Source organism: Streptomyces sp. CAI-85 (assembly GCF_013363615.1).
Lineage (GTDB): Bacteria > Actinomycetota > Actinomycetes > Streptomycetales > Streptomycetaceae > Streptomyces > Streptomyces antibioticus_B.
On the sequence record NZ_JAANNX010000032.1, the window covers coordinates 14,316 to 38,471 of the forward strand.

A 24,156-nucleotide genomic window follows, 5' to 3' on the forward strand; every position below is an offset into this window, starting at 1 on the left:
TCCGTCGGGTCAGGCTGCCACAAGGCCTAAGGGGTGTGAGGGCAGAACTCGGCGGCGAGCAGGGCCGGTTCGACGTCGGGGTCGGTTATCTCCGTCGTGTTCACCCGGAAGGTGAGGACGTGTCGGCCGTCGAGAGTTGCCGCCGTGCGGACGAAGCTGCCCGGGATGCGGCCGTTGTGACCCCACACCGTGACACCGCACGCGAGTTTCGTGGGGAACAGGCCCATGCCGTACGCGCCGTGCGCGGTGCGGGTGTCGAGCATCTCGTCCAGCTCCCGGGCGGGCAGCAGGGCCCCGCCGAGCAGCGCCGCGTAGAAGCGGTCCAGATCGGCGAGCGTGGTCACCAACTCGCCCGCCGCCCCGGCGACTCGCGGGTCGAGCGCGGTGACATCGCGTCCGTCCTCGTCGTAGGCACGCCCGTGCGGCACCGGCAGGAAGGTGCGGGAACCGGGGAAGGAGGTGCCGGTCAGACCCAGCGGGGCGATCAGCCGGCGCTCGGCCTCGCGGGCGTAGGAGCGGCCGGTGACCTGTTCGACGACCAGGCCGAGCAGGACGTAGTTGGTGTTGGAGTAGGCGAAGCGGCCGGGCTCGGACGGAGGGTGGTCGAGCGCGAGACGGACGGCCTGACGGGCGGTCACCGGTACCGTGCCGCCGGTGTCGCGCGCGAAGTCGTACAGGCCGCTGGTGTGGGTGAGCAGGCCGCGCAGGGTCAGCGCCCGCCCGTCGTTGCCGGCTCCGCGCACCAGGCCCGGCAGATGGGACTCCACCGTGTCGGACAGGGACAGCCGCCGCTCGGCGGCCAGTTGGAGCACCACCGTCGCCACGAAGGTCTTGGTGATGCTGCCCGCCCTGAAGTGGTCGTCCCGGGCGATGCCGGATCCCGCCGCGCCGTAGCGGATTCCGGATTCGTCCTCGGCCAGCAGGGCGGCGGCGGGGGCGCCGCCCCGCGCCACGAGCAGCGGCAGCAGGTCGTCCGGGTGCGGGACCGCACCGGCCCGCGAGGCGGTCCCGGCCAGGCCGAGCAGGACCACGGCCACGGCCGTGGCCAGCAGGTTCCGCCACGACGACGACACGGACGCTCCTTCCTGACCGAGATCCTGAGAGTTCCCGCCGAGTTCCCGCCGGGCTCCCCTCGGTTCCCGGTCGGGTCATCATGCAGGGTGTTCCTGTGGTGCCCGCGGCGGGGTTGGCCGAAGCGTGCTGCACCTTCTGGCCGGAAAGGTCCCTTCCCCGGGGAAAGTGAGGGGCACCCTGGGCGTCGGGCACTTGTCGGGTGAGGGACAATGGAGGCTCTGTCAGGGCGGGTTGCATGAGGGGACGCATGTCGGAGGCGGAGCGGGCGGGGACATCCCGTCAGGACAAGAGCGCACGTCTCCTCGCCGGGCGGTACCGGCTGGGAGACGTACTCGGCCGCGGCGGCATGGGGACGGTGTGGCGCGCCGAGGACGAAACCCTCGGACGCACGGTCGCCGTCAAGGAGCTGCGGTTCCCCGGGAACATCGATGACGACGAGAAGCGCCGGCTGATCACCCGGACGCTGCGCGAGGCCAAGGCCATCGCGCGGATCCGCAACAACAGCGCGGTGACCGTCTTCGACGTGGTCGACGAGGACGACCGGCCGTGGATCGTGATGGAGCTGGTCGAGGGCAAGTCGCTCGCCGAGGTCATCCGCGAGGACGGCGTGCTGGAGCCGAGGCGCGCGGCCGAGGTCGGGCTCGCCATCCTCGACGTGCTGCGCTCGGCGCACCGCGAGGGCATCCTGCACCGTGACGTGAAGCCGTCCAACGTGCTCATCGCCGAGGACGGCCGGGTCGTGCTCACCGACTTCGGCATCGCCCAGGTCGAGGGCGACCCGTCCATCACCTCGACCGGCATGCTCGTCGGCGCGCCGTCGTACATCTCGCCGGAGCGCGCCCGCGGCCACAAGCCGGGCCCCGCGGCCGACCTGTGGTCGCTCGGCGGACTGCTGTACGCCTCGGTGGAGGGCTCGCCCCCCTACGACAAGGGTTCCGCCATCGCCACGCTCACCGCGGTGATGACCGAGCCGCTGGAGGAGCCGAAGAACGCGGGCCCGCTCCGGGACGTCATCTACGGCCTGCTCACCAAGGACCCCGAGCTGCGGCTCGACGACGCCGGTGCCCGCGCCAAGCTCCAGCGGGTGCTGCACGCGCCCGACCCCAAGGACGTCGAGCCGTCGGACGCGACACGGGTCGTCCCCCTGCCCGCGCAGCCCGGCAGCCCCGAGGGGCGCGGCGGTTCGGCCGAGGCGGGCGTGAAGCTGCGCGGGGCGTTGCGCTCCGTGCGCAAGGCCGCCGTGGCGGCGGGCGCGGCGACGACCGCGGCCGCGTCCCGGACCAAGTCGTCCGGCACCGCGTCGACCTCCGCCTCCGCCTCCGTGGGGACGGAGCGGACGCGGAGCGCCGTCGGCGGGACGGCGCCCACGACCACGTCCTCGCCGTCCTCCCCTTCCTCTTCCCCCTCCTCCTCGCCGACGGCTTCTTCTTCGCCGACGGCGGTCAACGGCGCGTCCGGCGGCCGGAGTTCCGGCTGGCCCGTGATGACCCCGCCGGATCTGCCGCCGCGCCAGGTGCCGAGGGCGCCGCTCACCGACGTGGTGCCGAAGCGGACGCTGGTCATCATCGCCGTGGTGGTGGCACTGGCGGTGCTGGGCACCGTGCTGGCCCTCGTCCTGGGCGGCGGTGACGGCGACAACGCCGGCGGCAAGGCGAACGGCGGCGGAGCCAAGACCGTGGCCAGTGGCAGCGCGAGCGCCGACACCAAGGACGACGAGAAGGGCGGCACCGGCACCGACGGTTCCGCCTCGGACGGCTCCGCGACCGGGACCACCCCGGGCGACGACGCCACCGTGGACAGCGGCACCGCCACCAACGGCTCCACCGGCGCGACCGAGGTCTCCGACACCGGGAAGGGCGGGGCCGTCTCGACGTACAAGGGCGGCCAGGGGTACTCGATCGGGCTGCCGGACGGCTGGAAGTTCGAGTCGACGGGCGCGGCGGGCGACCGGTTCACCGGGCCCGACGGACAGAAGCTGCTCGTCGCCTGGACGAGCACGCCCAAGGGCGACCCGGTCGCCGACTGGCGGAGCCAGGAGCGCTACATGACGCGCTCGCAGTACAAGAAGATCCGCATAGAGGCGGTGGACTACCGCGGCTGGAACACGGCCGACTGGGAGTTCACCTACCAGGAGAGCGGCACCAAGTACCGCACCATCGACCGCGGTTTCGTCGTCAGCGACAGCCAGGGGTACGCGCTGATGTACACGGCGAAGGCCGCCGAGTGGGGTTCCGAACTGCGCAAGTCCACCTGGAAGACGCTGACGGAGACCTTCACGCCGAAGAAGTAGCCCTGACCGAGGTGGGTCCGGGTCGCGTGCGCGGCCCGATATCTGGGCATCCCCTCTCCGGTCCTGCCTCCGGCACGTATCGTGAATGGCTGCGAACGAATGTGACCACCAGGTGGCCGGGGGAGGCAACGTGGACGACTATGCGGGTCGGGTGCTCGCCGACCGCTACCGCCTGCCGCTGCCGCCGTCCGACGAGTACGAACTCACCGAGAGCCGCGCCTTCGACACCTACAGCGGACAGGAAGTCCTGGTCCGGCAGGTGCCGTTGCCCGAGGTCGTCGAGGCCGAGGTGCTCGACGCGGAGGGACTGCCCGCCGGTTTCACGGCACGTGAGCGCACGGCGGGTCGGCCCGGGGCCCGCCCGGGAGCCGGCGGCGGACCGCGCAGGCCCGCCGATCCCGTCGTACGGCGGGCCGTCGAGGCGGCCCAGGCCGCCGCGAGCATCCCCGACCACCCCCGGCTCGACCAGGTCTTCGACGTGTTCGCCGAGGGCGGTTCGCTGTGGATAGTCAGCGAGTTGGTGTCCGCGCGGCCGCTCGCCGCGCTGCTCGCCGAGAAGCCGCTGACGCCGTACCGGGCCGCCGAGGTCGCCTCCGACGTGCTGATGGCGCTGCGGGTGCTGCACGCGCACGGCTGGGTGCACCGGAACATCACCGCGCGCACGGTCATGGTCTGCGACGACGGCCGGGTCATGCTGACCGGGCTGGCCGTCGGCGCGGCGGAAGAGGCGCTGTGCGGGTACGACCCGGTCCCGGCGGAGGACAACGACCCGCCCGGAAACGGTGGTTCGGCCCCGCCGAACCCCGCGGGCGGCGCCGCCGATCCCGAGGCGGCCCGGCGCGCGGCCATCGAGGCGCGGGCGGCCGGCGCGCTGCCGCTGCCCGGCGGGGAGCAGCCGGGCGGGCCGTCCGCCGCGGTGGCCCGCAGGGCGGCCGTGGACAGCGGCGAGGACATCCGGGCCGCGCGGGCCGGGGCGATCGCGGCGTACCGCGCGGGCGCGCGGGCCGCGGCCCGGGTCCAGGAGGCACAGAACGGACGCGCCGCCCTGCCGGGGGCCCGCACCCCGCTCGACGACGGCCAGGGCGCCGCCGCGAACGGCGCTGCGGCGAACGGTGCGGCGGCGGGGACGTCGTCGCCGTTCGGGACGCCTCCCGGCCAGATCGCCGACCCGTACGGCGTCCGGGGCGCACCCGGCCGGACGGGCCACGCGCTCCCGCACGCCCCCGCCCCGAACGTCCCCGCCTCCACCGAGGCGTCTTCCGGCACCCGCTGGGACGACCTGGTGGCGGCGGGAGCGGCAGGAGCCGCCGCCGGAGTGGCCCCCGGTTCCGCACCCCAGCAGGCCCCCGTCCCCGCCCCCCGCCGAGGCCCCGCCACCGCCCTCGCCGCCGAGCGGGCGCGGCAGGCGCGGATGGCCGTCGTCGGACCGGTCACCGAGCGGTGGGCGCCCGAGCAGGCCGGCCCGGTGCACGAGAACTGGCAACTGGCCGCCCCCATCGGCCCCGCGACCGACCTGTGGGCGCTCGGCGCGCTGCTCTTCCGGGCCGTACAGGGGCACGCGCCCTACCCGGAGGAGTCCACGGCCGAACTGGTGCAGATGGTCTGCGCCGAGCCGCCCGCCTACGCCGAGGAGTGCGGTTCGCTGCGGCCCGTCGTGGAGTCGCTGCTGCGCCAGGACCCCACCGAGCGGCTGGACTTCGAGGAACTGCGCGGCTGGCTGCGCTCCCTGGTGCGGTCCGCGCCGGAGCCCGAGGCCGGCGCGCACGTGGTCGCCGCGCCGCCCGCCGACCCGAGCCGGTTGCCGATCGTGCGCCGCAAGGGCGAGCTGGTGCGCAGGCGCCGCGCCGCCCGGCTGCCCGCCGCCGGACCGCGCGCGCGGCACAAGCGGGCCCGCCCCGACACGGGCCGCAAGCCGCGCAGTCTCGGCCGCACCCTGCTGCTGCTCATCCTGCTGGTGCTGGCGGCGGCGTTCGCGTACGCCCTGCTGTTCATGCCGAAGGCCGGTGAGGACGGCGCGTCCGGCACCGACGCCACCCAGCGGGCCGGGTCCACCGCCCCGCCGGCCGGTCAGGCGCCCGAGGTGAGCAGCGAACCCCGGCCCGACCAGACCGAGCCGGGCTCGGGGAACGGCGCGTCGGCCTCCTCCGGCACCACCCAGGACGGCACGGAGACGGAGGGTGGCTCCGACGCCGCCGACGGGTTCACCGTCCGTAAGGACGAGGCCGGTTTCCGGATCGCCGTCGCCGACGGCTGGGACCGCACGCCGAAGAACGGCCGCGGCCAGATCGTGTACACGCACGGTGACTTCGAGCTGATCGTCGTACCCGGCCGGGACAGCGCCTCCGCGAACGGCACGGATCCGATGGTGTACCAGCGGGAGAAGGAGAGCGAACTCCAGCCGTACCGTGACTCCAGTTGGGCCACCGCCTCCGGGCTGCGCACCACCACGGTCGGCGAACGCGTCATGGCCGAAGGCCAGTTCACCTGGAACGACGGCGGCCGCGAGCGGTACGTCAGAAACCTGGCGATCCTGCTCGACGGGCGCTATCACGTGGTCCAGGTGCGTGGTCCCGAGGCGGAGCGGGACGAGGTGACGCGGCTGTTCGAACAGGCCGCCGAAAGCTACGAGTACACCGGCTGAACCCATTCCGCCCGCTGGTTCCCGTTAAGCGGCAGAAGCGACAACCGTCACAGTGCGGTCTCCTTGGGACGGCGAAGGTTCCCCGGTGGCGCCGGGGTCCTTACGCTGACCCTGTCAAGAACATTGCGGGGCAACGTGAATCAGATGCAGGGCCGGCTCGTCGCGGGCCGTTACCGGCTGGCCGAGGCCATCGGCAGCGGCGGCATGGGCCGTGTGTGGCGCGCGCACGACGAACTGCTGCACCGGGCCGTCGCGGTGAAGGAGTTGACCGCCGCCCACTACGTCTCCGAGAGCGACCGGGAGCGGCTCCTCGCGCGCACTCAGGCGGAGGCCCGGGCCGCGGCGCGGATCAACCACTCCGCCGTGGTCACCATCCATGACGTGCTCGACCACGACGGCCGCCCATGGATCGTGATGGAGCTGGTCGAGGGCCGTTCGCTGGCCGACGCGGTCACGGAGGACGGCCGGATCGAGCCCGCCGAGGCGGCCCGGATCGGCCTGTGGGTGCTGCGCGCCCTGCGCGCCGCGCACACCGCGGGCGTGCTGCACCGTGACGTCAAGCCGGGCAATGTGCTGCTCGCCGACGACGGCCGGGTCCTCCTCACCGACTTCGGCATCGCCCAGATCGAGGGCGACAGCACCATCACCCGGACCGGTGAGGTCGTCGGCTCGGTGGACTACCTCGCGCCGGAGCGGGTGCGCGGCCAGGACCCCGGCCCGGCCTCCGACCTGTGGGCGCTCGGCGCGACGCTGTACACGGCGGTCGAGGGGCGTTCGCCCTTCCGGCGGACCTCGCCGCTGTCCACGCTCCAGGCCGTGGTCGAGGAGGAGGCCGACGAGACCCGGTACGCCGGGCCGCTCGGCCATGTCATCACCGCCCTGCTCCGCAAGGACCCGGCCACCCGCCCGGCCACCGCCGAGGCCGAACGGCTCCTCGCCGACGCGGCGGAGGGCCGGGGCCCGGGCGGTCCCGGCGGTCCCGGCGGTCCGGGCGGCGCGCAGGTGTTCGTGCCGGCCCAGTACGGCGGCCCGGACACCGCGACGACCGTCCCTGTCGGCCCGGCGGGTCCGGGCGGCCCCGCGGGCCCGGGCGGACAGACACTCGTCGGCCCTCCGCACCACAACGCCCACACCGGCCACCCCGGCCACGCGGGTCCCGGCGGCCCCTCCGCGCACGTCCCCGCGTACGGCGCGCCGCGTACCTCCGCGCGCCCCTCGCGGCGCCGCAGGCTGCGCACCCTGGCCCTGGTGGTCGCCGTGGCCGCGCTGGTCGGCGGCGGCACGGCGGTGGTCCTCCAGCAGTACGGCGCCGGAGGCCGCTCCCACGCCGGAGAGTCCGGCGAGTCCCCGTCCCCCTCCACCTCGGCCGGTGCCTCCGCCTCGGCCTCCGGCACGCCGAGCGATTCGGCCAGCGCCACGCCCACCTCGCAGGACGGTCTGCCGCGCTCGTGGGAGCCGATCACCGACCCGCTCGGGTTCGGTCTCTCGCTGCCGAAGGGCTGGGAGCGCGAGCTGTTCCAGGACGACGGCGACCTCAAGCAGGTCGACTACACCCCCGACGGCGGCGAGCACTTCGTCCGGATCGCCATCGACACCTCGCCCGACTTCGACAGCGCCCACGCCCATCAGCGGGACCTCGAACAGCAGCTCCAGCGGCTGGTCGACTACAAGACGGTGACCCTGGAGGAGAACGTCTACCGCGACCGCGGGGGCTCCGAATGGGAGTACACGTGGACCGCGCTCGCGAAGGACACGGAGTTCCCCGGGCCGCGCCGGGCCATCGAGGAGGCGTACATCGCCCGCGACGGCACGGAGTACATCATCTACATGTCGTCCCCGGCCGAGGACTGGGAGCGGACGGCCGAGCAGTTCCGGTCCGTGCTCCGGAGCTGGCGGGAACCGGGCGCCTCCTGAGGGGGGTTGGCCGGTCGGCGACCCGGAGGCGGGGCGTCCGGTGGGGCATGATGGGCGTATGGGGACCGAGGGGGACGGCGTCCGGATCATCGCGGGCCGCTACCGGCTGGAGACCAGGCTGGGGCGCGGCGGCATGGGCGTGGTCTGGCGTGCCACGGACCAACTGCTGGGACGGCGTGTCGCGGTCAAGGAGCTGATCCAGGACGACACGCTCTCCGCCGAGCAGGCGCGCGGCCGGCGCGACCGGACCCTGCGCGAGGCGCGCGCGGTGGCCCAGCTCAGCCATCCGCACATCATCGTCGTGCACGACGTCGTCGAGGACGGCGAACGGCCGTACATCGTCATGGAGCTGATCGACGGCGGCTCGCTCGCCGACCGGATCGCCGAGCACGGCCCGATCGGCGCGGACGAGGCGGCCCGGATCGGCATCGCGCTGCTGGGCGCGCTGCGCGCCGCGCACGCGGCCGGTGTCCTGCACCGCGACATCAAACCGGCGAACGTCCTGCTGGACGGCGACAACGACCGGGTCGTCCTCACCGACTTCGGGATCGCGCAGGTCTCCGGCGCCACCACGCTCACCGAGACCGGGTCGTTCGTCGGCTCGCCCGAGTACACCGCGCCCGAGCGGATGTCGGGGGCGCGCACCGGGCCCGAGTCCGACCTGTGGTCGCTGGGCGCGCTGCTGTGCACCGCGCTGAGCGGCGAGTCGCCGTTCCGCCGCGACTCGCTGGGCGGCATCCTGCACGCCGTCGTCTTCGCCGACATCCGCACGCCCGAGCAGGCCGCGCCGCTGCTGCCGGTGGTCCGCGGACTGCTGGAGCGCGACCCCGAGCGGCGGTTGGCCGCGGCGGAGGCGGAGCGGCTGCTGCGGGTCTTCCGCGACACGGGGCACACGCCGTCGCCGGTGTCGTCCGGGTACACGCCGACCCGCGAGAACCTGCCCCGTACGGCACCGGAGGCGCCCGCCCGGGAGCGGTCGCCGCGCGGAATGCTGGTGGCCGCGCTGCTGGTCGCCGCGATGGCGGGCGCGGGCGTGTCGGCGGCGGCGCTGCTGGTGAACGGCGACGGGGGCGGCGGCGGTGGCTCGCCCACGAGTTCGGCGTCCCGGGAGCCGACGAGCGCGGTGCCCGGCCCGACGGGGACCGGCTCGCACGGCGGTCCGGCGTCACCGTCCGGCACCGGCGCGTCCTCCTCCACTCCGCGCCCCTCGACCGCCCGTTCCACGACCCCCGGCGCGGCCCCCGCCTCCGACGACCACGCCACCGCACCCTCCGGCTACCGGCTCGCCGTGGACCCCGCCGGGTTCTCCCTGGCCGTCCCGGAGGAGTTCACCCGGGTGCCGCAGGGGGAGCGGGTGTTCTATCTGTCGCCGGGGGAGACCTTCCGGCTCGGCATCAAGATCGCGGACCCGGCGCCCGGCGGCCCCCTCGGCGCGATGGAGCGCGCGGCGGCCAAGGGGCCGGAGAACAACCCGGGTTACCACGACGGCAGGGTCACCGAGACCGAGCACGACGGACACCCGGCGGCGCTGTGGGAGTTCACCTGGGACGGCTTCAGCGCGGCGGAGGGCGCCCGGCACACCTACGACCTGTGCTGGGAGGCGAACGGCAGGCTGTACGACGTGTGGGTGTCGGCGCCGGTCGGCAAGGTGCGGGAGGCGCGGGAGTACTTCGACGTCGCGGTCGGCACGTTCGTGGCCCGGTGACCCGACCGGTCCGGTAAATGGTGCATAAGGAACGTCACGCGTCACGGGTCTGTGACCGGTGGGGCCGCCCGGTGGATACCGGCCTGCCTGGCGCGATATGGATGGAGTCATGAGCCACAACGGGGGAGTCGGCCACGAGCCCGACGACACGACGAGTTTTGTTCTGCAACCGCCGAACGCGCAGCACGCCGTGGCGCAGCCCCCCGTGCCACCCTCCGTGCCACAGCCGCCGGCTCCGCAACACGCCGTGCCGCCGCAGCAGTTCGCGGCGCCCCCCGAGCCCGAGCCCGGCACCGGCCGTCTGATCGCGGGCCGTTACCGGCTGCTCGCCAAGCTCGGCCACGGCGGGATGGGCACCGTATGGCGGGCGAAGGACGAGACGGTGGACCGCGAGGTCGCCGTCAAGGAACCCCGTGTCCCCGACCACCTTCCCGAGCGGGAACGGGCCAACGCCTACGAGCGGATGCGTCGCGAGGCCCGCGCCGCCGCCCGGCTCGACCACCCGGCGGTCGTCAACGTGCACGACGTCGCCGTCGTCGACGGCAAGCCGTGGATCGTGATGGAGCTGGTCCACGGCCGTTCCCTCGGCAGCGCCCTCCAGGAGGGCACGCTCGGCGCGCGCGAGGCCGCCACGATCGGCCTGGAGGTGCTCGGCGCGCTGGAGGCCGCGCACGCGGCGGGCATCCTGCACCGGGACGTCAAGCCGGACAACGTCCTGCTCGGCCGGTACGACCGGGTCGTCCTCACCGACTTCGGGATCGCCCAGATCGAGGGCGAGACCAACCTGACCGACACCGGCGGCTTCGTCGGCTCGCCCGAGTACATCGCCCCGGAGCGGGTGCTGGGCCAGCGTCCCGGCCCGGCGTCCGACCTGTGGTCGCTCGGCGTGGTGCTGTACGCGGCGACGGAGGGCGTGTCGCCGTTCCGCCGCAGCAACACGCCGGCCACCCTCCAGTCCGTCCTGAACGCCGCGCCCGCGCCGCCCGCCGCCGCGCAGGGCCCCCTCGCCGAGGCCGTCAACGGGCTGCTGGAGAAGGACCCGGCGCGCCGCCCCGACGCCGCCCGGGTCCGGGCCCTGCTGACGGCCGCGGCGAACCCGCCCGCACCGGCCCCGGCGCCCACAGAGGTCGTACGGCACGTCGAAGTGCCCGTGGCGCGCCGCCGGCTGGGCCTCAAGGCGTGGCTCGGGCTCGGTGCCGCGGCCGTCGCGGCGGCGGTGACGGCGTACCTGGTGTACGCCGACCCGTTCGCGGGACCGCTGCCGGACGACTGGAAGACGGCCGCCGAGAAGGACGTCACCGCCACCCTCGCCTTCCCCGCCGACTACCAGCGGGCCGTGCCCGAGCGGGACTCCGACGACAGCCACTGGGTCAGCTACACCGACCCCAGCGGCGCGGTGTCCGTGGTGCTGACGGTGGCCCGCAAGGCGGAGGACACCGGCAACGAGATCAAGCCGTCCGCGGCCGCCGAGATGTACGCCGACGACGCCGAGTTCACCGAGCGCGGCAGCTACCGCCTCGACATGCCGAAGGGCGCGAAGACCGAGACCGACGACAACGTCACCTTCGAGGGCCACAAGGCCGCCGCGAACACCGTCCGGTACACCACCGACGACTCCCAGAACCCGCGCCCCCGTGAACTGCGGCTCTTCTACTACAAGTCCTCGGCCGGCGACATGTACAAGCTGACCGTCGCCTACCCGGGCAAGGGCGACTTCACCGAACGCGGCCGGGACGTGGCCCGCACGGCGATCGCCAATCTCCGGATCGACAAGCTGTAGAGGACGGCGTGGGCCGAAGCCCGGCGCACAACGTCCTGATCAGCGGCTTTGTTGCCAGTGAACACTGGCGGCTTGTGTGCGGTCGGTGAATCCCTATTACCGGCGGGTACCCAAAGTCCCTCCGGCGTCATACCCTGCGCGTCATGACCGACTCGCAGGCCCCGGAAAAGACCGGTACCGACCCCGGCACGGGCACCAATCCCCTCGCTCCCGCCCCCGCCGGCGTCCGCACCGCCGCCGACGTCGTCACCCCCCAGCTCGTCGCCCAGCTCACCAAGGGCGTCGTCGGCTCCGGCCGGACCGTGAACCACACGCCGTTCACCGGCGAGGTGCTCGCCGAGCTGCCCGAGTCCACCCCCGAGGACGTGGCGCGGGCGTACGAGGCGGCCCGCGCCGCCCAGGCCGTCTGGGAGCGGATCCCGGTCCGGGAGCGGGCCGCCGTCCTGCTGCGCTTCCACGATCTGGTGCTCGCCCGCCAGGCCGAGGTCCTCGACCTGATCCAACTGGAGACCGGCAAGGCCCGGCTGCACGCCCACGAGGAGGTGCAGGCCGTCGCGGTCGCCGCCCGCCACTACGGGCGCCGGGCCGCCGCCTACCTCCGGCCGAAGCGGCACGCCGGTGCCGTGCCGACCCTGACGAAGGTCACCGAACTGCGCCACCCGCGCGGGGTCGTCGGCCAGATCGCCCCGTGGAACTACCCGCTGGAGCTGTCCGTCGGCGACGCCCTCCCGGCGTTCGTCGCGGGCAACGCGGTCGTCATGAAGCCCGACACGGAGACCTGCCTGACCGCGCTGTGGGCCCGTGACCTGCTCATCGAGGCCGGACTGCCCGCCGGTGTCTTCCAGGTCGTCCTGGGCGAGGGCCCGGTCGTCGGCCCCGAGGTCGTCCGGCACGCCGACTACGTCTCCTTCACCGGCTCCACCCGCACCGGCCGCGAGGTCGCGCAGGGCGCCGCCGCCCGGCTGGTCGGCGTCTCCCTCGAACTCGGCGGCAAGAACGCCATGCTGGTCCTCGACGACGCCGACATCGAGAAGGCCGCCGCGGGCGCCGTCCGCGCCTGCTTCTCCTCCGCCGGCCAGCTCTGCATCTCCATCGAGCGGCTCTACGTCCACGAGTCGGTCGCCGACGCCTTCCTGGAGCGCTTCGCGACCCGCACCAAGGCCATGCGCCTCGGCACCTCCCTCGCCTACGGCGCCGACATGGGATCGCTGGTGGGAGAGCGCCAGTTGGAGACCGTGAAGCGGCACGTCGCCGAGGCGGTCGCCAAGGGCGCGAAGGTCGTCGCCGGCGGGGTGGCCCGCCCGGACATCGGCCCCTACTTCTACGAGCCGACCATCCTCGACGGCGTCGTGGAGCCCATGGCCGTGTGCGCGGAGGAGACCTTCGGCCCCGTCGTCTCGGTCTACCGCTTCTCGACCGACGACGAGGCCGTCGAGCTGGCCAACTCCACGCCGTACGGCCTGAACGCCTCGGTCTGGACGAAGGACGGCCGGCGCGGCGCCGCCGTCGCGGCCCGGCTGCGCACCGGCACGGTCAACGTCAACGAGGGCTACGCCCCGGCCTACGGCAGCGTCCAGTCCCCGATGGGCGGCATGAAGGACTCCGGACTCGGCCGCCGGCACGGCTCCGAGGGCATCCTCAAGTACACCGAGGCCCAGACGGTCGCCCGCCAGCGCCTGCTCCCGATGGCGCCCTCGCTGGGCATGGACGACGAGAAGTACGCGCAGTTCATGAGCCGCAGCCTGAGACTGATGAAGGCGTTCCGGTTCCGGTGAGCGACACCCGCGGCACCCGCAGCACCCGCACGAGACTCGACGAGGAGACACCCGTGCCCCAAGACGCCTACGACTACGACGTGATCGTCGTCGGCTCCGGATTCGGCGGTTCGGTGACCGCCCTGCGCCTGACGGAGAAGGGCTACCGCGTAGGCGTCCTGGAGGCCGGCCGCCGCTGGACCCGCGAGACCCTGCCGAAGAACTCCTGGGACCTCAGGAACTACCTGTGGGCCCCGAAGCTCGGCTGCTACGGCATCCAGCGCATCCATCTGCTCGGCAACGTCATGGTCCTGGCCGGCGCGGGCGTCGGCGGCGGCTCCCTCAACTACGCCAACACCCTCTACGTCCCGCCGAAGCCGTTCTTCGAGGACCCCCAGTGGCGGGACATCACCGACTGGCAGGACGAGCTGAAGCCGTACTACGACCAGGCTCGGCGGATGCTCGGCGTACGGCTCAACCCGACGACCACCCCCTCGGACGTGCACCTGAAGGCGGCCGCCGAGCGCATGGGTGTCGGGGACACCTTCCACATGGCGCCGGTCGGTGTCTTCTTCGGTGACGGCGAGGACGCCGACGGCACGGCGAAGGCGGCGCCCGGCGACACCGTGGCCGACCCCTACTTCGGCGGGGCGGGCCCGTCCCGCAAGGCGTGCACCGAGTGCGGCGAGTGCATGACCGGCTGCCGGCACGGCGCGAAGAACACCCTGAACGAGAACTACCTGTTCCTCGCCGAGCAGGCGGGCGCGGTCGTGCACCCGCTGACGACGGTCGTCTCGGTCACCGACGACTCGCGGGGCGGCTATGCCATCGCCACCCTGCCGACCGACGACCGGCGCAAGGGGCGCGGCCGCACCTTCACGGCCCGCCGGGTCGTCCTGGCGGCCGGCACCTACGGCACCCAGACCCTGCTGCACCGGATGAGGTCGACCGGCCGGCTGCCGTACCTCTCCGACCGGCTCGGCGAGCTGACCCGCACCAACTCCGAGGCCCTGGTGGGCGCCCAGACCGACGACCGCCGCTACCGCAGGGCGACCGGCGCGGCGAAGGTCGACTTCACCCGCGGTGTCGCCATCACGTCGTCCGTCCACCCGGACGAGAACACCCACATCGAGCCGGTGCGCTACGGCAAGGGCTCCAACTCGATGGGCGGTCTGTCGATCCTCCAGGTGCCGTACGCGGAGGGCTCCTCGCGGGTGGCCGGCTGGCTGGCCAACGCGGCCCGCCACCCCCTGCTGATGCTGCGCTCGCTGTCCAACCGGCGCTGGTCGGAGCGGACCATCATCGGCCTGGTGATGCAGTCGCTGGACAACTCGCTGACGACGTATCTGAAACCGTCCGGCGTCGGCAAGGGCCTGCTCACCGCACGTCAGGGCCACGGCGCGCCCAACCCCAAGCAGATCAGGGCCGCCTCCGAGGCCGCCACCGCGATCGCCGCCGACATCAACGGCTTCGCCGGCTCCAACGTGGGCGAGCTGATGGGCACCCCGCTCACCGCGCACTTCCTGGGCGGCTGTCCGATCGGCGACTCCCGCGAGTCGGGCGTCATCGACCCGTACCACCGGCTGTACGGCCATCCCGGGATCTCGGTGGTGGACGGCGCCGCGGTCTCCGCGAACCTGGGCGTGAACCCGTCGCTGACCATCACCGCGCAGGCCGAGCGCGCGATGTCGTACTGGCCGAACAAGGGCGAGGAGGATCCGCGCCCGGCGCAGGGGGAGCCGTACGAGCGGCTGCGGCCGGTGGAGCCGGCCGAACCGGCGGTCCCGGCGGACGCCTTCGGCGCGCTGCGGCTGCCGTTCCTGGGGATGCCGGCGGTGCCGCCGAAGGAGTGACACCGGTGGCCCGGTGACGACACGACGAAGGGACCTGCGCCCCCCTCCGAGCGCAGGTCCCTTCGTCATGCCGTTCAAGTCGTGTTCCGTCGGCCTTGGCGGAGACGGAAGTGGTCCTTGTTCCGGTATTCGGTAGGTGTGACCGGCGAAGTCCCCGGGGAGTTGCGTCGTCCTCACAGATTCTTTATGTGAGGTGGGTCACATCGAGAGGGGTCCGGGTGGGACAGGGGTTCCGGGCATGACGAAGGGCCCCGTGGGACGGATCCACGGGGCCCTTCTTCACCGTCAGCACCGGCGTCAGGGCAGCGCCGGTGCCTGGGAGCGGCGCCGGGGGGTTGCGCCGCTGGACTCATGTATCGGGGGGCGGGGTTGGTGTGCATCGTGCTGGATGTGGACGGTCCCCGCAACCGTTCGGTCCAGCCCTGGATGCATTTCTGCGGTGTCAGCCGGTCGGCCCCGGGCGTCCCCGAGGCCGGCCGTTCTCTCTGGTGACCGGGCTGCTGTCCCCTGCCGTCCGGTCACGTGCTGGAGCGAGGTCCCACGGCGCACGGCACGATCCGTACGCCTCAACGCTCCAGTGATCCACGCGTGGTTCTTCCGGGCCCGCACCTGGCTGGAACGGACACCGGGACCAACGAAGCGTGCCGGGGGCGGTCACGCGCCGTACGGGTGAGAGGAGGACCGAACTCAGATGCGACCGCGGCACAGTTCGAGCAGCGTCAGGGCGAGCGCGGTGCCGGGCTTGCCCAGCGCGTCCCGGTAGTGGCCGAGGACCTCCATCTCGCGGGAGAGGTTCACCCGCCGGCCGCCGGAGGTGATCCGGGCCTCCTGGATCACGGCGGAGACGGCGGTCCGCTCCTGGATCAGACCGATGATCCGGTCGTCGAGCGCGTCGATGCGCTCACGGGCACCGGTGATCACCTCGGCCGCCTCGGGGGTACGGGCGCCGGTCACGTCGGTCGCGGTCATGGGGGCTCCTCTTCGGATTCGGGTGAGGCCGCCCCGGAGCGAGAAGGTCCGCGAACGACAGGCGCCCCGGACCTTGTCGGCCCGGGGCGCCTGGGAAGTCGCTCGTCAGTTGCTCAAGCAGCACGACCATGGCAGCCGGTGGGCCGGATGCCATAGGTAAAGAGGAAGGCCGGGTGCGTGAGCATGCGGCCAGTATGCCGTGGTGTCCCCGGGTGTCCAAGACGGTTCGGATCGTGAGACGGCTTCGGCCCCGAGGAGCCTGCCCGGCGCCCGGTAGACTCGGCCCCACACACACCTCGCTCACCGCCGGAAGGCAACCCGTGTCATCAGCGACCCCCGCCGCCCCCGACACCGTCCTGGTCGTCGACTTCGGCGCGCAGTACGCCCAGCTCATCGCCCGTCGGGTCCGCGAGGCCCGGGTCTACAGCGAGATCGTGCCGAGCACCATGCCGGTCGAGGAGATGCTCGCCAAGAACCCGGCGGCGATCATCCTCTCCGGCGGCCCCTCGTCGGTGTACGAGGAGGGCGCGCCCCGTCTGGACCGCTCGATCTTCGAGGCCGGCGTCCCCGTCTTCGGCATGTGCTACGGCTTCCAGCTCATGGCCCAGAGCCTCGGCGGCACCGTCGACAACACCGGCGCCCGCGAGTACGGCCGCACCGATCTGCACGTCTCCCGGACGTCCTCCACCCTCTTCGAGGGCACCCCCGCCGAGCAGGCGGTCTGGATGTCGCACGGCGACGCCTGCTCCGCCGCCCCCGAGGGCTTCACCGTCAGCGCCTCCACGGACGTCGTCCCGGTCGCCGCCTTCGAGAACGACGAGAAGAAGCTCTACGGCGTCCAGTACCACCCCGAGGTCCTGCACTCCACGTACGGCCAGCAGGTCCTGGAGCACTTCCTCTACCGGGGCGCGGGCCTGACCCCCGACTGGACCACCGGCAATGTGATCGACGAGCAGATCGCCGCGATCCGCGAGCTGGTCGGCGACCGGCGCGCCATCTGCGGTCTGTCCGGCGGTGTCGACTCCGCGGTGGCCGCGGCCCTCGTGCAGAAGGCCATCGGCTCCCAGCTCACCTGCGTCTACGTCGACCACGGTCTGATGCGCAAGGGCGAGACCGAGCAGGTCGAGAAGGACTTCGTCGCCGCGACGGGCGTCCAGCTCAAGGTCGTCGACGCCGAGGAGCGGTTCCTCACCGCCCTCAAGGGGGTCTCCGACCCCGAGGAGAAGCGGAAGATCATCGGCCGCGAGTTCATCCGCGTCTTCGAGCAGGCCCAGGCCGAGATCATCGCCGACGAGGGCCCGGCGGTCGAGTTCCTCGTCCAGGGCACCCTCTACCCCGACGTGGTGGAGTCCGGCGGCGGCACCGGCACCGCCAACATCAAGTCCCACCACAACGTCGGCGGCCTCCCCGAGGACCTCGAGTTCAAGCTCATCGAGCCGCTGCGCAAGCTGTTCAAGGACGAGGTCCGGATGGTCGGCCAGGAACTGGGCCTGCCCGAGGAGATCGTCCAGCGCCAGCCCTTCCCCGGCCCCGGCCTCGGCATCCGCATCGTCGGCGAGGTCACCAAGGAGCGCCTCGACCTCCTGCGCGACGCCGACGCCATCGCCCGCGAGGAACTGACGGCCGCCGGACTCGACCGCGAGATCTGGCAGTGCCCGGTGGTCCTCCTCGCCGACGTCCGCAGCGTCGGCGTCCAGGGCGACGGCCGCACCTACGGCCACCCGATCGTGCTGCGCCCGGTCTCCTCCGAGGACGCCATGACCGCCGACTGGTCACGGCTGCCGTACGACGTCCTGGCGAAGATCTCCACCCGGATCACCAACGAGGTGCGGGACGTCAACCGCGTCGTCGTCGACGTGACCTCGAAGCCGCCGGGCACCATCGAGTGGGAGTAGGTCTCCCTTTTGAGGCTCAGGTCCGTTTGAGGGTGCGCACCGGCTCTCCGGGCTTCCAGACCTGGGTGACCAGGTACGTCTCGTCCTCGACGTAGGTCCGTACGACCTCCGTCAGCTCGGTGCGGAAGAGGTGGAACGGCTCCGGCGGTTCCACCTCTTTCCTGTACGCCGCCTTGGCCGCCGGGTCCGTCACCTCCACCGCCCGGCCGCCGATCCGTACGTCCCCGCCGCCCATCGTGGTGCCCTCGCCCGGGTTGGCCTGGAGCGCGAACCGCGGATCGCGGCGCAGATCGAGCGCCTTCAGCGAGTCCGGCATCATCCCGAGCCACACCTCCCCGCCGAGGAAACGGACCTCGATGCCCGAGGTGCGCGGCGAGCCGTCCCGGCGCAGGGTCGCGAGGACATGGTGGGTGTACGCGCCGAAGCGCTGCTCGACGGTCGTCGCGAGATCGGTTTCGGCTGCGGCGAAGGCCGCCCATGTCGATGCCATGCACCGAGTCTGACCCCGATACCCGACATCTCCTGTCGCCATTTTGGCGCGATCTTGTGTGGTGTCGCGGTGCCGGACGTCATCGTTGCATAACAAGCCTGTTCTCCTGCGCTGACCGACGGTAACTTCCGCCCGTACACCCACCCAGTGCTGGAGGACCGATGCACGGGCCCACGCCGCCTGCCCCGCTGCCCACCGATCGGCTGGAGTTCGCCATGCCGCCGATGCACGACTCGGTGGAGGACGAGCGCCGGCACCGCAAGGAACGCCTGGCGGGCGCCGTGCGTCTGTTCGGGCGGATGGGCTTCGAGGACGGCGTCTCCGGTCACATCACCGCCCGCGACCCCGACTTCAGCGACTGCTTCTGGGTCAACCCGTTCGGCATGCCCTTCAAGCACGTCACCGTCAGTGACCTGGTGCTGGTCAACTCCGAGGGACAGGTCGTCGAGGGCCGCTACCACGTCAACCAGGCCGCCTTCACCGTCCACTCCCAGGTCCACGCGGCCCGCCCGGACGTCGTCGCCGTCGCCCACTGCCACTCGGTGCACGGCCGCGCCCTCGCCGCCCTCGGCGAACTGCTGGACCCCATCACCCAGGAGAGCTGCGCCTTCTACGAGGACGTGGCGCTGTACGACGCCTACACCGGCGTCGCCGTGGACGCCGAGGAGGGCCGGCGCATCGCCCGGGTGCTCGGCTCCCGCAAGGCGCTGGTGCTGCGCAACCACGGGCTGCTGACCGTCGGGGACTCGGTGGACGCGGCGGCCTGGTGGTTCCTGTCCATGGAGCGTTCCAGCCAGGTCCAGCTAACGGCCCGCGCGGCCGGCCGCCCGGTCCTGATCGACCACAAGGCGGCGGTCGCCACCCGGGAGCAGTTGGGCGGCGACCTGGTGGCCTGGATCAACTACCAGCCCCTGTGGCAGGACATCAGCCGCAGTGAGCCGGATCTGCTGAGCTGAGCCGTACGGGCTCAGCCGAACTGCTTCCTGGACCACCGGTGGCCGAGGACGGTGAGGGCCGCACACCAGACCAGGGCGATCCAGCCGTTGTGACCGATCTCCGTGCCGAGGAGGAGTCCGCGCAGGGTCTCGATGGCGGGGGTGAAGGGCTGGTACTCGGCGACCGGCCGGAACCAGCCCGGCATGCTCTCCAGCGGCACGAAGGCGCTGGATATCAGGGGCAGCAGGATCAGCGGCATGGCGCTGTTGCTCGCCGCTTCCGCGTTCGGGCTGCCCATCCCCATGCCGACCGCGATCCAGGTGAACGCCAGCGCGAACAGCGCGAGCAGTCCGAAGGCCGCGAGCCATTCCAGGACGGTGGCGTCCGTGGAGCGGAAGCCCATGGCGACCCCGATCGCGCCGACCAGGACGACGCTCGCGAGCGCCCGGATCACACTGCCCGCGACATGGCCGAACAGGACGGACCCGCGGTGGATGGCCATGGTGCGGAAGCGGGCGATGATCCCCTCGTTCATGTCGGTGGCCACGGACACCGCGGTGCCGACCGTGGTCGAGCCGATCGTCATGAGCAGGATGCCGGGGACGAGATAGGCGAGGTAGGCGGAGCGGCCCGCGCCGCCGCTCATGGTGCCGCCGAAGACGTAGACGAACAGCAGCAGGAGCATGACCGGCGTGAGCAGCAGGTTGAGGGTGAGGGAGGGGTAGCGGCGGGCGTGCAGGAGGTTGCGCCGCAGCATGGTGGAGGAGTCGCGGATCGCGAGGGCCAGGGTGCTCATCGTGCGGACTCCTTGGGGTGGTCGGGGCGGCCGGGGACGGTGGCGTCGCCGGTGAGGGCGAAGAAGACGTCGTCCAGGTCGGGGGTGTGCACGGTCAGTTCGGCGGCCTCCACGCCGGCGGCGTCGAGCCGGTCCAGGAGCGAGCGCAGGGCGCGCTGGCTGCCGTCGCTGGGGAGCCGGAGGGCGAGGGCCTCGTCGTCGCGGGTGACGGCTTGCGGTGCGGTGCCTGCTTGCGGTGCGGTGCCTGCTTGTAGTGCGGTGCCGGCTTGCAGTGCGGTGGTGGCGCTGCGGTAGGCGGCGGGGTCGGTGAAGCGGAGCCGGACATGGCCGCCGGGGACGAGCCGCTTGAGTTCGTCGGCGCTGCCCTGCGCGGCGATCCGGCCGCCGTCGAGGACGGCGATCCGGTCGGCGAGCTGATCGGCCTCCTCCAGGTACTGGGTGGTGAGGAAGACGGTGACCCCGCCCGCGACCAGCTCGCGGATGATCTGCCACATGGTGTGACGGGAGCGGGGGTCGAGACCGGTGGTCGGCTCGTCGAGGAAGATGATCCGCGGGTCGCCGACCAGGGTCATGGCGATGTCGAGACGGCGTTTCATGCCCCCGGAGTAGGTGGCGGCGGGCTTTCCGGCGGCCTCGGTGAGGTCGAAGCGCTCCAGCAGTCCGGCGGCGACCCGCCGTCCCTCGGGCCGGGACAGATGGTGCAGGTCGGCCATGAGGAGCATGTTCTCCTCGCCGGTGATCAGACCGTCGACGGCGGAGAACTGCCCGGTGACACCGATCGCGGCGCGGACCGCCTGCGGCTCGGCGGCGAGGTCGTGGCCCGCGACCCGGGCCCGGCCTCCGTCGGCGGTGACGAGCGTGGAGAGGATCTGCACGGCGGTGGTCTTGCCGGCGCCGTTCGGTCCCAGCAGCGCGAAGACCGTGCCTCGCCGGACGGTCAGGTCGACGCCGTCCAGGACGGTCTTGTCGCCATAGGACTTGCGCAGGCCGTGCGCCTCGATGGCCGGGTCGGTGCCGGTCGGGTCGGTCATGACAGGTGCCCCCTCAGGTGTGTGTCGGTCGGTGGATCACAGGCTGTGGGCCGTGATGTCGCCGTGGGCGGTGGTGGCGTGGACGGTGAGCGCGGCGGCGGTGCCCTCGGTGTTCGTCAGCGCGTTGCGGATCCGGCCGTGGGTGGTGCCGGCGTCCAGGGAGGCGGAGACGCCGCGGGCGGCGCCGACCGAGATGTCGCCCTGCGTGGTGCGGAGCGTGACGGTGCCCCCGGTGGCCTCGGCGATCCGGATGTCGCCCTGCTGGGTGCTGATGTGCGCGGGTCCGCCGAGGCGGCCGACCGTGACGTCCCCGGCCTGCACGGTGAGGCGGGCGCCCGTGGTCTCGTCCAGCTTGACCTGGCCGTGGGCGCCGTCGAAGGTGACCTCCCCGAGCCGCCCGACCCCCCGGAACCCGGCGCCGGCCGACGTGGCCTCGACGCGGGAGCCGGCGGGCAGGCGCACGGTCACCTCGACCGATCCGGCCGGGCCGAGGATCCGGCTCCTCGCCGGTGCCGTGGCCGTGACCCGCAGGACGCCGTCGGCGTACTCGACGGTCGTCCGCCCGGCCAGCTCCACGTCCCGGTTCTTGGCGGGGTTCAGGGGCCGGACCTCGACGGTGGTGTCATCGCGGTCGGCGGCGATGACCCGCACCTCTCCGGCCTGGACGTCGAGGACGGCGGAGATGGGGGCGGGGGTTGCGAACTGCTGCATCGCGTTCTCCTCTGACTCACTGTTTTCTGTTTCTGATAGAGGAAAAGCTACGTTGCGTTCATGAAACTGGCAACGAACTTATTGCGCTGGATCGCAGTATTCGCAGGTAGATTGAGTGAATTCATTGCAATGAACTCGACCTTAATGCAATGAAGGTCAGCCCGTTCGTTGCAATGAAATGCCGTCGAACGCTATGCTGACGCCGCCGAGGGCCACCGGGCCCCTCGAAGGGCACGCACGGAGGAGGCCGCGATGCCGGGAGGCAGGCTCACCCAGCAGGAACGCCGGGAGATCGCGCTGGGACTGGCCGACGGCCTCGCCTACGCCGAGATCGCCCGACGCCTCGACCGGCCGACCTCCACGATCACCCGCGAGGTGCTGCGCAACGGCGGACCCACCGCCTACCGCGCCGACCTGGCCCACCGGGCCACCGAACGCCGCGCCCACCGCCGCCGACAGCCCGCCCCGCGCGGGACCGGGGCGCCCGAGCAGGCGTACGGGCGGGACGCCGAGGCCGTGCGCGCCTACGAGGAGACGCTCACCACCGTCATGACGGCCTCCGGCATGCCGTCGATGATGGCGCGCGTCCTGGCCTGTCTCACCCTCACCGACACCGGCAGCCTCACCGCGTCCGAACTCGTTCAGCGCCTCCAGGTGAGCCCGGCGTCCGTGTCCAAGGCGATCGCGTTCCTGGAGAGCCAGGGCCTCGTCCGCCGGGAACGCGACGAACGCCGCCGTGACCGCTATGTCGTCGACGACGACGTCTGGTACCAGTCGATGATGGCCAGCGCCCGGTCCATCGCCCAACTCGTCGAGACGGCGCGGGAGGGCGTCCAGGTCTTCGTCCCCGGCACCCCGGCCGCCGTCCGGCTGGAGAACATCGCCCGCTTCCTCGACTTCGTCTCCGAGAGCACGGCCCGCGCCGCGGAACAGGCCCGCGAGATCCTCCGCACCAGGCCCGCGACGGATGCCACCTAGAGCGTGTCTCTTTGATGGGCTGATCAGTTGATCGGATGTGCCTGTCCGGTTAGTGATCACTGATGCGATGTGGGACCGGATCGAGCCGCTGATGCCGGCGGATCCGGTCCGTGGACGACGGTGGGCCGACCACCGCCGCACCCTCGAAGCCATCGCGTGGAAGTACCGCACCTGCTCACCCTGGCGCGACCTGCCAGAAGAGCTCGGCTCCTTTCAAACCGCGCACAAACGCCTGATCAGGTGGGCCAGGGACGGCACATGGGAACGGGTTTTTGCGGCGGTCCTTGCAGGAGCGGACGCCGATGACGACCTGGGCTGGACAGTCTCGGTGGACTCCACCGTCTGCCGGGCTCACCAGCATTCGGCCGGAGCCAGGAAAAAGGGGCGCCCGGCCGATCCGAGCCCGAGGACCATGCACTTGGACGCTCCCGCGGTGGCTTGAGCACGAAGGTCCACCTGGCCAGTGACAGCCGGGCCCGGCCTCTGTCCATCCACGTCACCGCGGGCCAGGCCGGTGACGCGCCGGCCTTCGAGGCGGTCATGGCCGGGATCCGGATCCCGCGGAGCGGACTCGGCAGACCAAGAACCCGCCCCACAGTCGTCCTTGCGGATCGCGCCTACTCTTCCCGCGCGATCCGTGGACACCTCCGTCGACGTGGCATCCGCGCGGTCATTCCGCAGCCCGCCGATCAGATCGGCCACCGCCTCCGGCGAGGACGCGCCGGAGGTCGCCCGCCCGGTTTCGACGCCGAGACATACAAGGAACGCAATGCCGTCGAGCGGTGCATCGCTCGGATCAAGCAGTGGCGGGGCCTTGCGATGAGGACGGACAAGCTTGCTGTCGCATATCAGGCCGCACTACACCTGGCCGCCATCCTCATCTGGGCACGCAGGTGAGAGGAAACCGACGTGAGCCGGTCTACTGGAGGTCTGTGCTCGGTTGGCGGCGCCAGTCCCATCCGGGATAACGGTCCACCAGCGTGAGGAAGGCGCTCGACTGCAGGATCTCGTGGTGGTTGGTGTCGACAAGACCGTCTACGTCGGGCAGGACATCGCGGAGGAATGCACGGGCCGCGTCCATTGACTGGCACGACACATAGACCGCGTACGGATCGCCGATCCGGGTCCTCACCTGCTCAAGTTCCTCTGGCTCGTAATCCGCGAGGATCCCGCCCGAGAGGTCGATGCAGTACGAGTACCCGTGCTGGTGCAGCCTTTCATCGCCCGTCACGGGATCATGCACGAGCTCAAAGGAACGGATTCGCCCTTCAAGTGACGGGCGTCGCTCCGCGGAGACAAGGATGATCACAGATGGCCAGGACACTCGTCTACCTCCCCG

Annotated in this window: 18 protein-coding genes; 11 read left to right on the plus strand and 7 right to left on the minus strand. The window is 72.3% G+C overall.

Translation table 11 applies throughout. The annotated features are described in order from the left end of the window. Positions 1-26 precede the first annotated feature (26 nt). On the minus strand, positions 27-1,073 hold the full coding sequence (locus G6W55_RS26265; RefSeq protein ID WP_309243822.1) for a serine hydrolase domain-containing protein: 1,047 nt from the start codon (positions 1,071-1,073) through the stop codon (positions 27-29). Between the two features lie 248 nt (positions 1,074-1,321). Between G6W55_RS26265 and G6W55_RS26270 the strand changes: the two genes are divergently transcribed. The 7 genes from G6W55_RS26270 (at position 1,322) to G6W55_RS26300 (ending at position 15,011) form a co-directional block, all read left to right on the plus strand. Further along, complete coding sequence (locus G6W55_RS26270; RefSeq protein ID WP_175523286.1) at positions 1,322-3,364, plus strand: serine/threonine-protein kinase; 2,043 nt, start codon at positions 1,322-1,324, stop codon at positions 3,362-3,364. Between the two features lie 130 nt (positions 3,365-3,494). After that, positions 3,495-6,005, plus strand: a complete 2,511-nt coding sequence (locus tag G6W55_RS26275) for a protein kinase (RefSeq protein WP_175523287.1) — start codon at positions 3,495-3,497, stop codon at positions 6,003-6,005. Between the two features lie 144 nt (positions 6,006-6,149). Continuing rightward, positions 6,150-7,919: a serine/threonine-protein kinase gene (locus tag G6W55_RS26280; RefSeq protein WP_175523313.1), complete on the plus strand. Its 1,770-nt coding sequence runs from the start codon at positions 6,150-6,152 to the stop codon at positions 7,917-7,919. 58 nt (positions 7,920-7,977) lie between these two features. After that, positions 7,978-9,624: a serine/threonine-protein kinase gene (locus tag G6W55_RS26285; RefSeq protein WP_175523288.1), complete on the plus strand. Its 1,647-nt coding sequence runs from the start codon at positions 7,978-7,980 to the stop codon at positions 9,622-9,624. 109 nt (positions 9,625-9,733) lie between these two features. Continuing rightward, the gene (locus tag G6W55_RS26290) at positions 9,734-11,404 is read left to right on the plus strand and encodes a serine/threonine-protein kinase (protein ID WP_175523289.1); all 1,671 of its coding nucleotides are present in this window, start codon (positions 9,734-9,736) and stop codon (positions 11,402-11,404) included. Positions 11,405-11,547: 143 nt separating this feature from the next. Beyond that, positions 11,548-13,179, plus strand: coding sequence for a succinic semialdehyde dehydrogenase (locus G6W55_RS26295; RefSeq protein WP_175523290.1), 1,632 nt, complete (start codon positions 11,548-11,550; stop codon positions 13,177-13,179). Between the two features lie 53 nt (positions 13,180-13,232). After that, on the plus strand, positions 13,233-15,011 hold the full coding sequence (locus G6W55_RS26300; RefSeq protein ID WP_175523314.1) for a GMC oxidoreductase: 1,779 nt from the start codon (positions 13,233-13,235) through the stop codon (positions 15,009-15,011). Positions 15,012-15,698: 687 nt separating this feature from the next. On the opposite strand, the gene G6W55_RS26305 is transcribed toward G6W55_RS26300, so the two are convergent. Then, complete coding sequence (locus G6W55_RS26305; RefSeq protein ID WP_030788107.1) at positions 15,699-15,980, minus strand: chorismate mutase; 282 nt, start codon at positions 15,978-15,980, stop codon at positions 15,699-15,701. Positions 15,981-16,300: 320 nt separating this feature from the next. Between G6W55_RS26305 and guaA the strand changes: the two genes are divergently transcribed. Next, on the plus strand, positions 16,301-17,875 hold the full coding sequence (gene guaA / locus G6W55_RS26310) for a glutamine-hydrolyzing GMP synthase (RefSeq protein WP_085207907.1): 1,575 nt from the start codon (positions 16,301-16,303) through the stop codon (positions 17,873-17,875). 16 nt (positions 17,876-17,891) lie between these two features. Here the strand turns inward: guaA and G6W55_RS26315 are convergent, their stop codons facing one another. Beyond that, positions 17,892-18,365: a pyridoxamine 5'-phosphate oxidase family protein gene (locus G6W55_RS26315; RefSeq protein ID WP_175523291.1), complete on the minus strand. Its 474-nt coding sequence runs from the start codon at positions 18,363-18,365 to the stop codon at positions 17,892-17,894. Positions 18,366-18,526: 161 nt separating this feature from the next. Between G6W55_RS26315 and G6W55_RS26320 the strand changes: the two genes are divergently transcribed. Next, a complete protein-coding gene (locus tag G6W55_RS26320; RefSeq protein ID WP_030788096.1) occupies positions 18,527-19,321 on the plus strand; it encodes a class II aldolase/adducin family protein in 795 nt (264 codons plus the stop codon). An 11-nt stretch (positions 19,322-19,332) separates the two neighbouring features. Here the strand turns inward: G6W55_RS26320 and G6W55_RS26325 are convergent, their stop codons facing one another. The 3 genes from G6W55_RS26325 to G6W55_RS26335 are packed head-to-tail and all read right to left on the minus strand — an operon-like array spanning position 19,333 to position 21,839. Then, the gene (locus G6W55_RS26325; RefSeq protein WP_175523292.1) at positions 19,333-20,097 is read right to left on the minus strand and encodes an ABC transporter permease; all 765 of its coding nucleotides are present in this window, start codon (positions 20,095-20,097) and stop codon (positions 19,333-19,335) included. Further along, entirely contained in the window at positions 20,094-21,128 is a 1,035-nt protein-coding gene (locus tag G6W55_RS26330; protein WP_175523293.1) for an ATP-binding cassette domain-containing protein, read from the minus strand. Before G6W55_RS26330 ends, G6W55_RS26325 begins: the two co-directional genes overlap by 4 nt. Before the next feature lie 36 nt (positions 21,129-21,164). Further along, positions 21,165-21,839, minus strand: coding sequence for a DUF4097 family beta strand repeat-containing protein (locus G6W55_RS26335; protein ID WP_175523294.1), 675 nt, complete (start codon positions 21,837-21,839; stop codon positions 21,165-21,167). A gap of 252 nt (positions 21,840-22,091) precedes the next feature. On the opposite strand from G6W55_RS26335, the gene G6W55_RS39630 reads away from it, so the two are divergent. After that, on the plus strand, positions 22,092-22,817 hold the full coding sequence (locus G6W55_RS39630) for a helix-turn-helix domain-containing protein (protein ID WP_175523295.1): 726 nt from the start codon (positions 22,092-22,094) through the stop codon (positions 22,815-22,817). 67 nt (positions 22,818-22,884) lie between these two features. Continuing rightward, a protein-coding gene (locus G6W55_RS26345; protein ID WP_375372473.1) for an IS5 family transposase occupies positions 22,885-23,714 on the plus strand; the annotation gives its coding sequence in 2 pieces (ribosomal slippage) (positions 22,885-23,223 and positions 23,226-23,714; 828 coding nt in all). A gap of 22 nt (positions 23,715-23,736) precedes the next feature. Here G6W55_RS26345 and G6W55_RS26350 read toward each other — a convergent pair. Next, positions 23,737-24,060, minus strand: a complete 324-nt coding sequence (locus G6W55_RS26350) for a hypothetical protein (RefSeq protein WP_244369837.1) — start codon at positions 24,058-24,060, stop codon at positions 23,737-23,739. Positions 24,061-24,156 lie beyond the last annotated feature (96 nt).

Excerpts from the sequence above, each read along its gene's own strand:
- G6W55_RS26270 (WP_175523286.1), top strand. The coding sequence starts at position 1,322 with ATGTCGGAGGCGGAGCGGGCGGGGACATCCCGTCAGGACAAGAGCGCA.
- G6W55_RS26280 (WP_175523313.1), top strand. The coding sequence starts at position 6,150 with ATGCAGGGCCGGCTCGTCGCGGGCCGTTACCGGCTGGCCGAGGCCATC.
- G6W55_RS26285 (WP_175523288.1), top strand. The coding sequence starts at position 7,978 with ATGGGGACCGAGGGGGACGGCGTCCGGATCATCGCGGGCCGCTACCGG.
- G6W55_RS26290 (WP_175523289.1), top strand. The coding sequence starts at position 9,734 with ATGAGCCACAACGGGGGAGTCGGCCACGAGCCCGACGACACGACGAGT.
- G6W55_RS26295 (WP_175523290.1), top strand. The coding sequence starts at position 11,548 with ATGACCGACTCGCAGGCCCCGGAAAAGACCGGTACCGACCCCGGCACG.
- G6W55_RS26305 (WP_030788107.1), bottom strand. The coding sequence starts at position 15,980 with ATGACCGCGACCGACGTGACCGGCGCCCGTACCCCCGAGGCGGCCGAG.
- G6W55_RS26315 (WP_175523291.1), bottom strand. The coding sequence starts at position 18,365 with ATGGCATCGACATGGGCGGCCTTCGCCGCAGCCGAAACCGATCTCGCG.
- G6W55_RS26320 (WP_030788096.1), top strand. The coding sequence starts at position 18,527 with ATGCACGGGCCCACGCCGCCTGCCCCGCTGCCCACCGATCGGCTGGAG.
- G6W55_RS26325 (WP_175523292.1), bottom strand. The coding sequence starts at position 20,097 with ATGAGCACCCTGGCCCTCGCGATCCGCGACTCCTCCACCATGCTGCGG.
- G6W55_RS26330 (WP_175523293.1), bottom strand. The coding sequence starts at position 21,128 with ATGACCGACCCGACCGGCACCGACCCGGCCATCGAGGCGCACGGCCTG.
- G6W55_RS26335 (WP_175523294.1), bottom strand. The coding sequence starts at position 21,839 with ATGCAGCAGTTCGCAACCCCCGCCCCCATCTCCGCCGTCCTCGACGTC.
- G6W55_RS39630 (WP_175523295.1), top strand. The coding sequence starts at position 22,092 with ATGCCGGGAGGCAGGCTCACCCAGCAGGAACGCCGGGAGATCGCGCTG.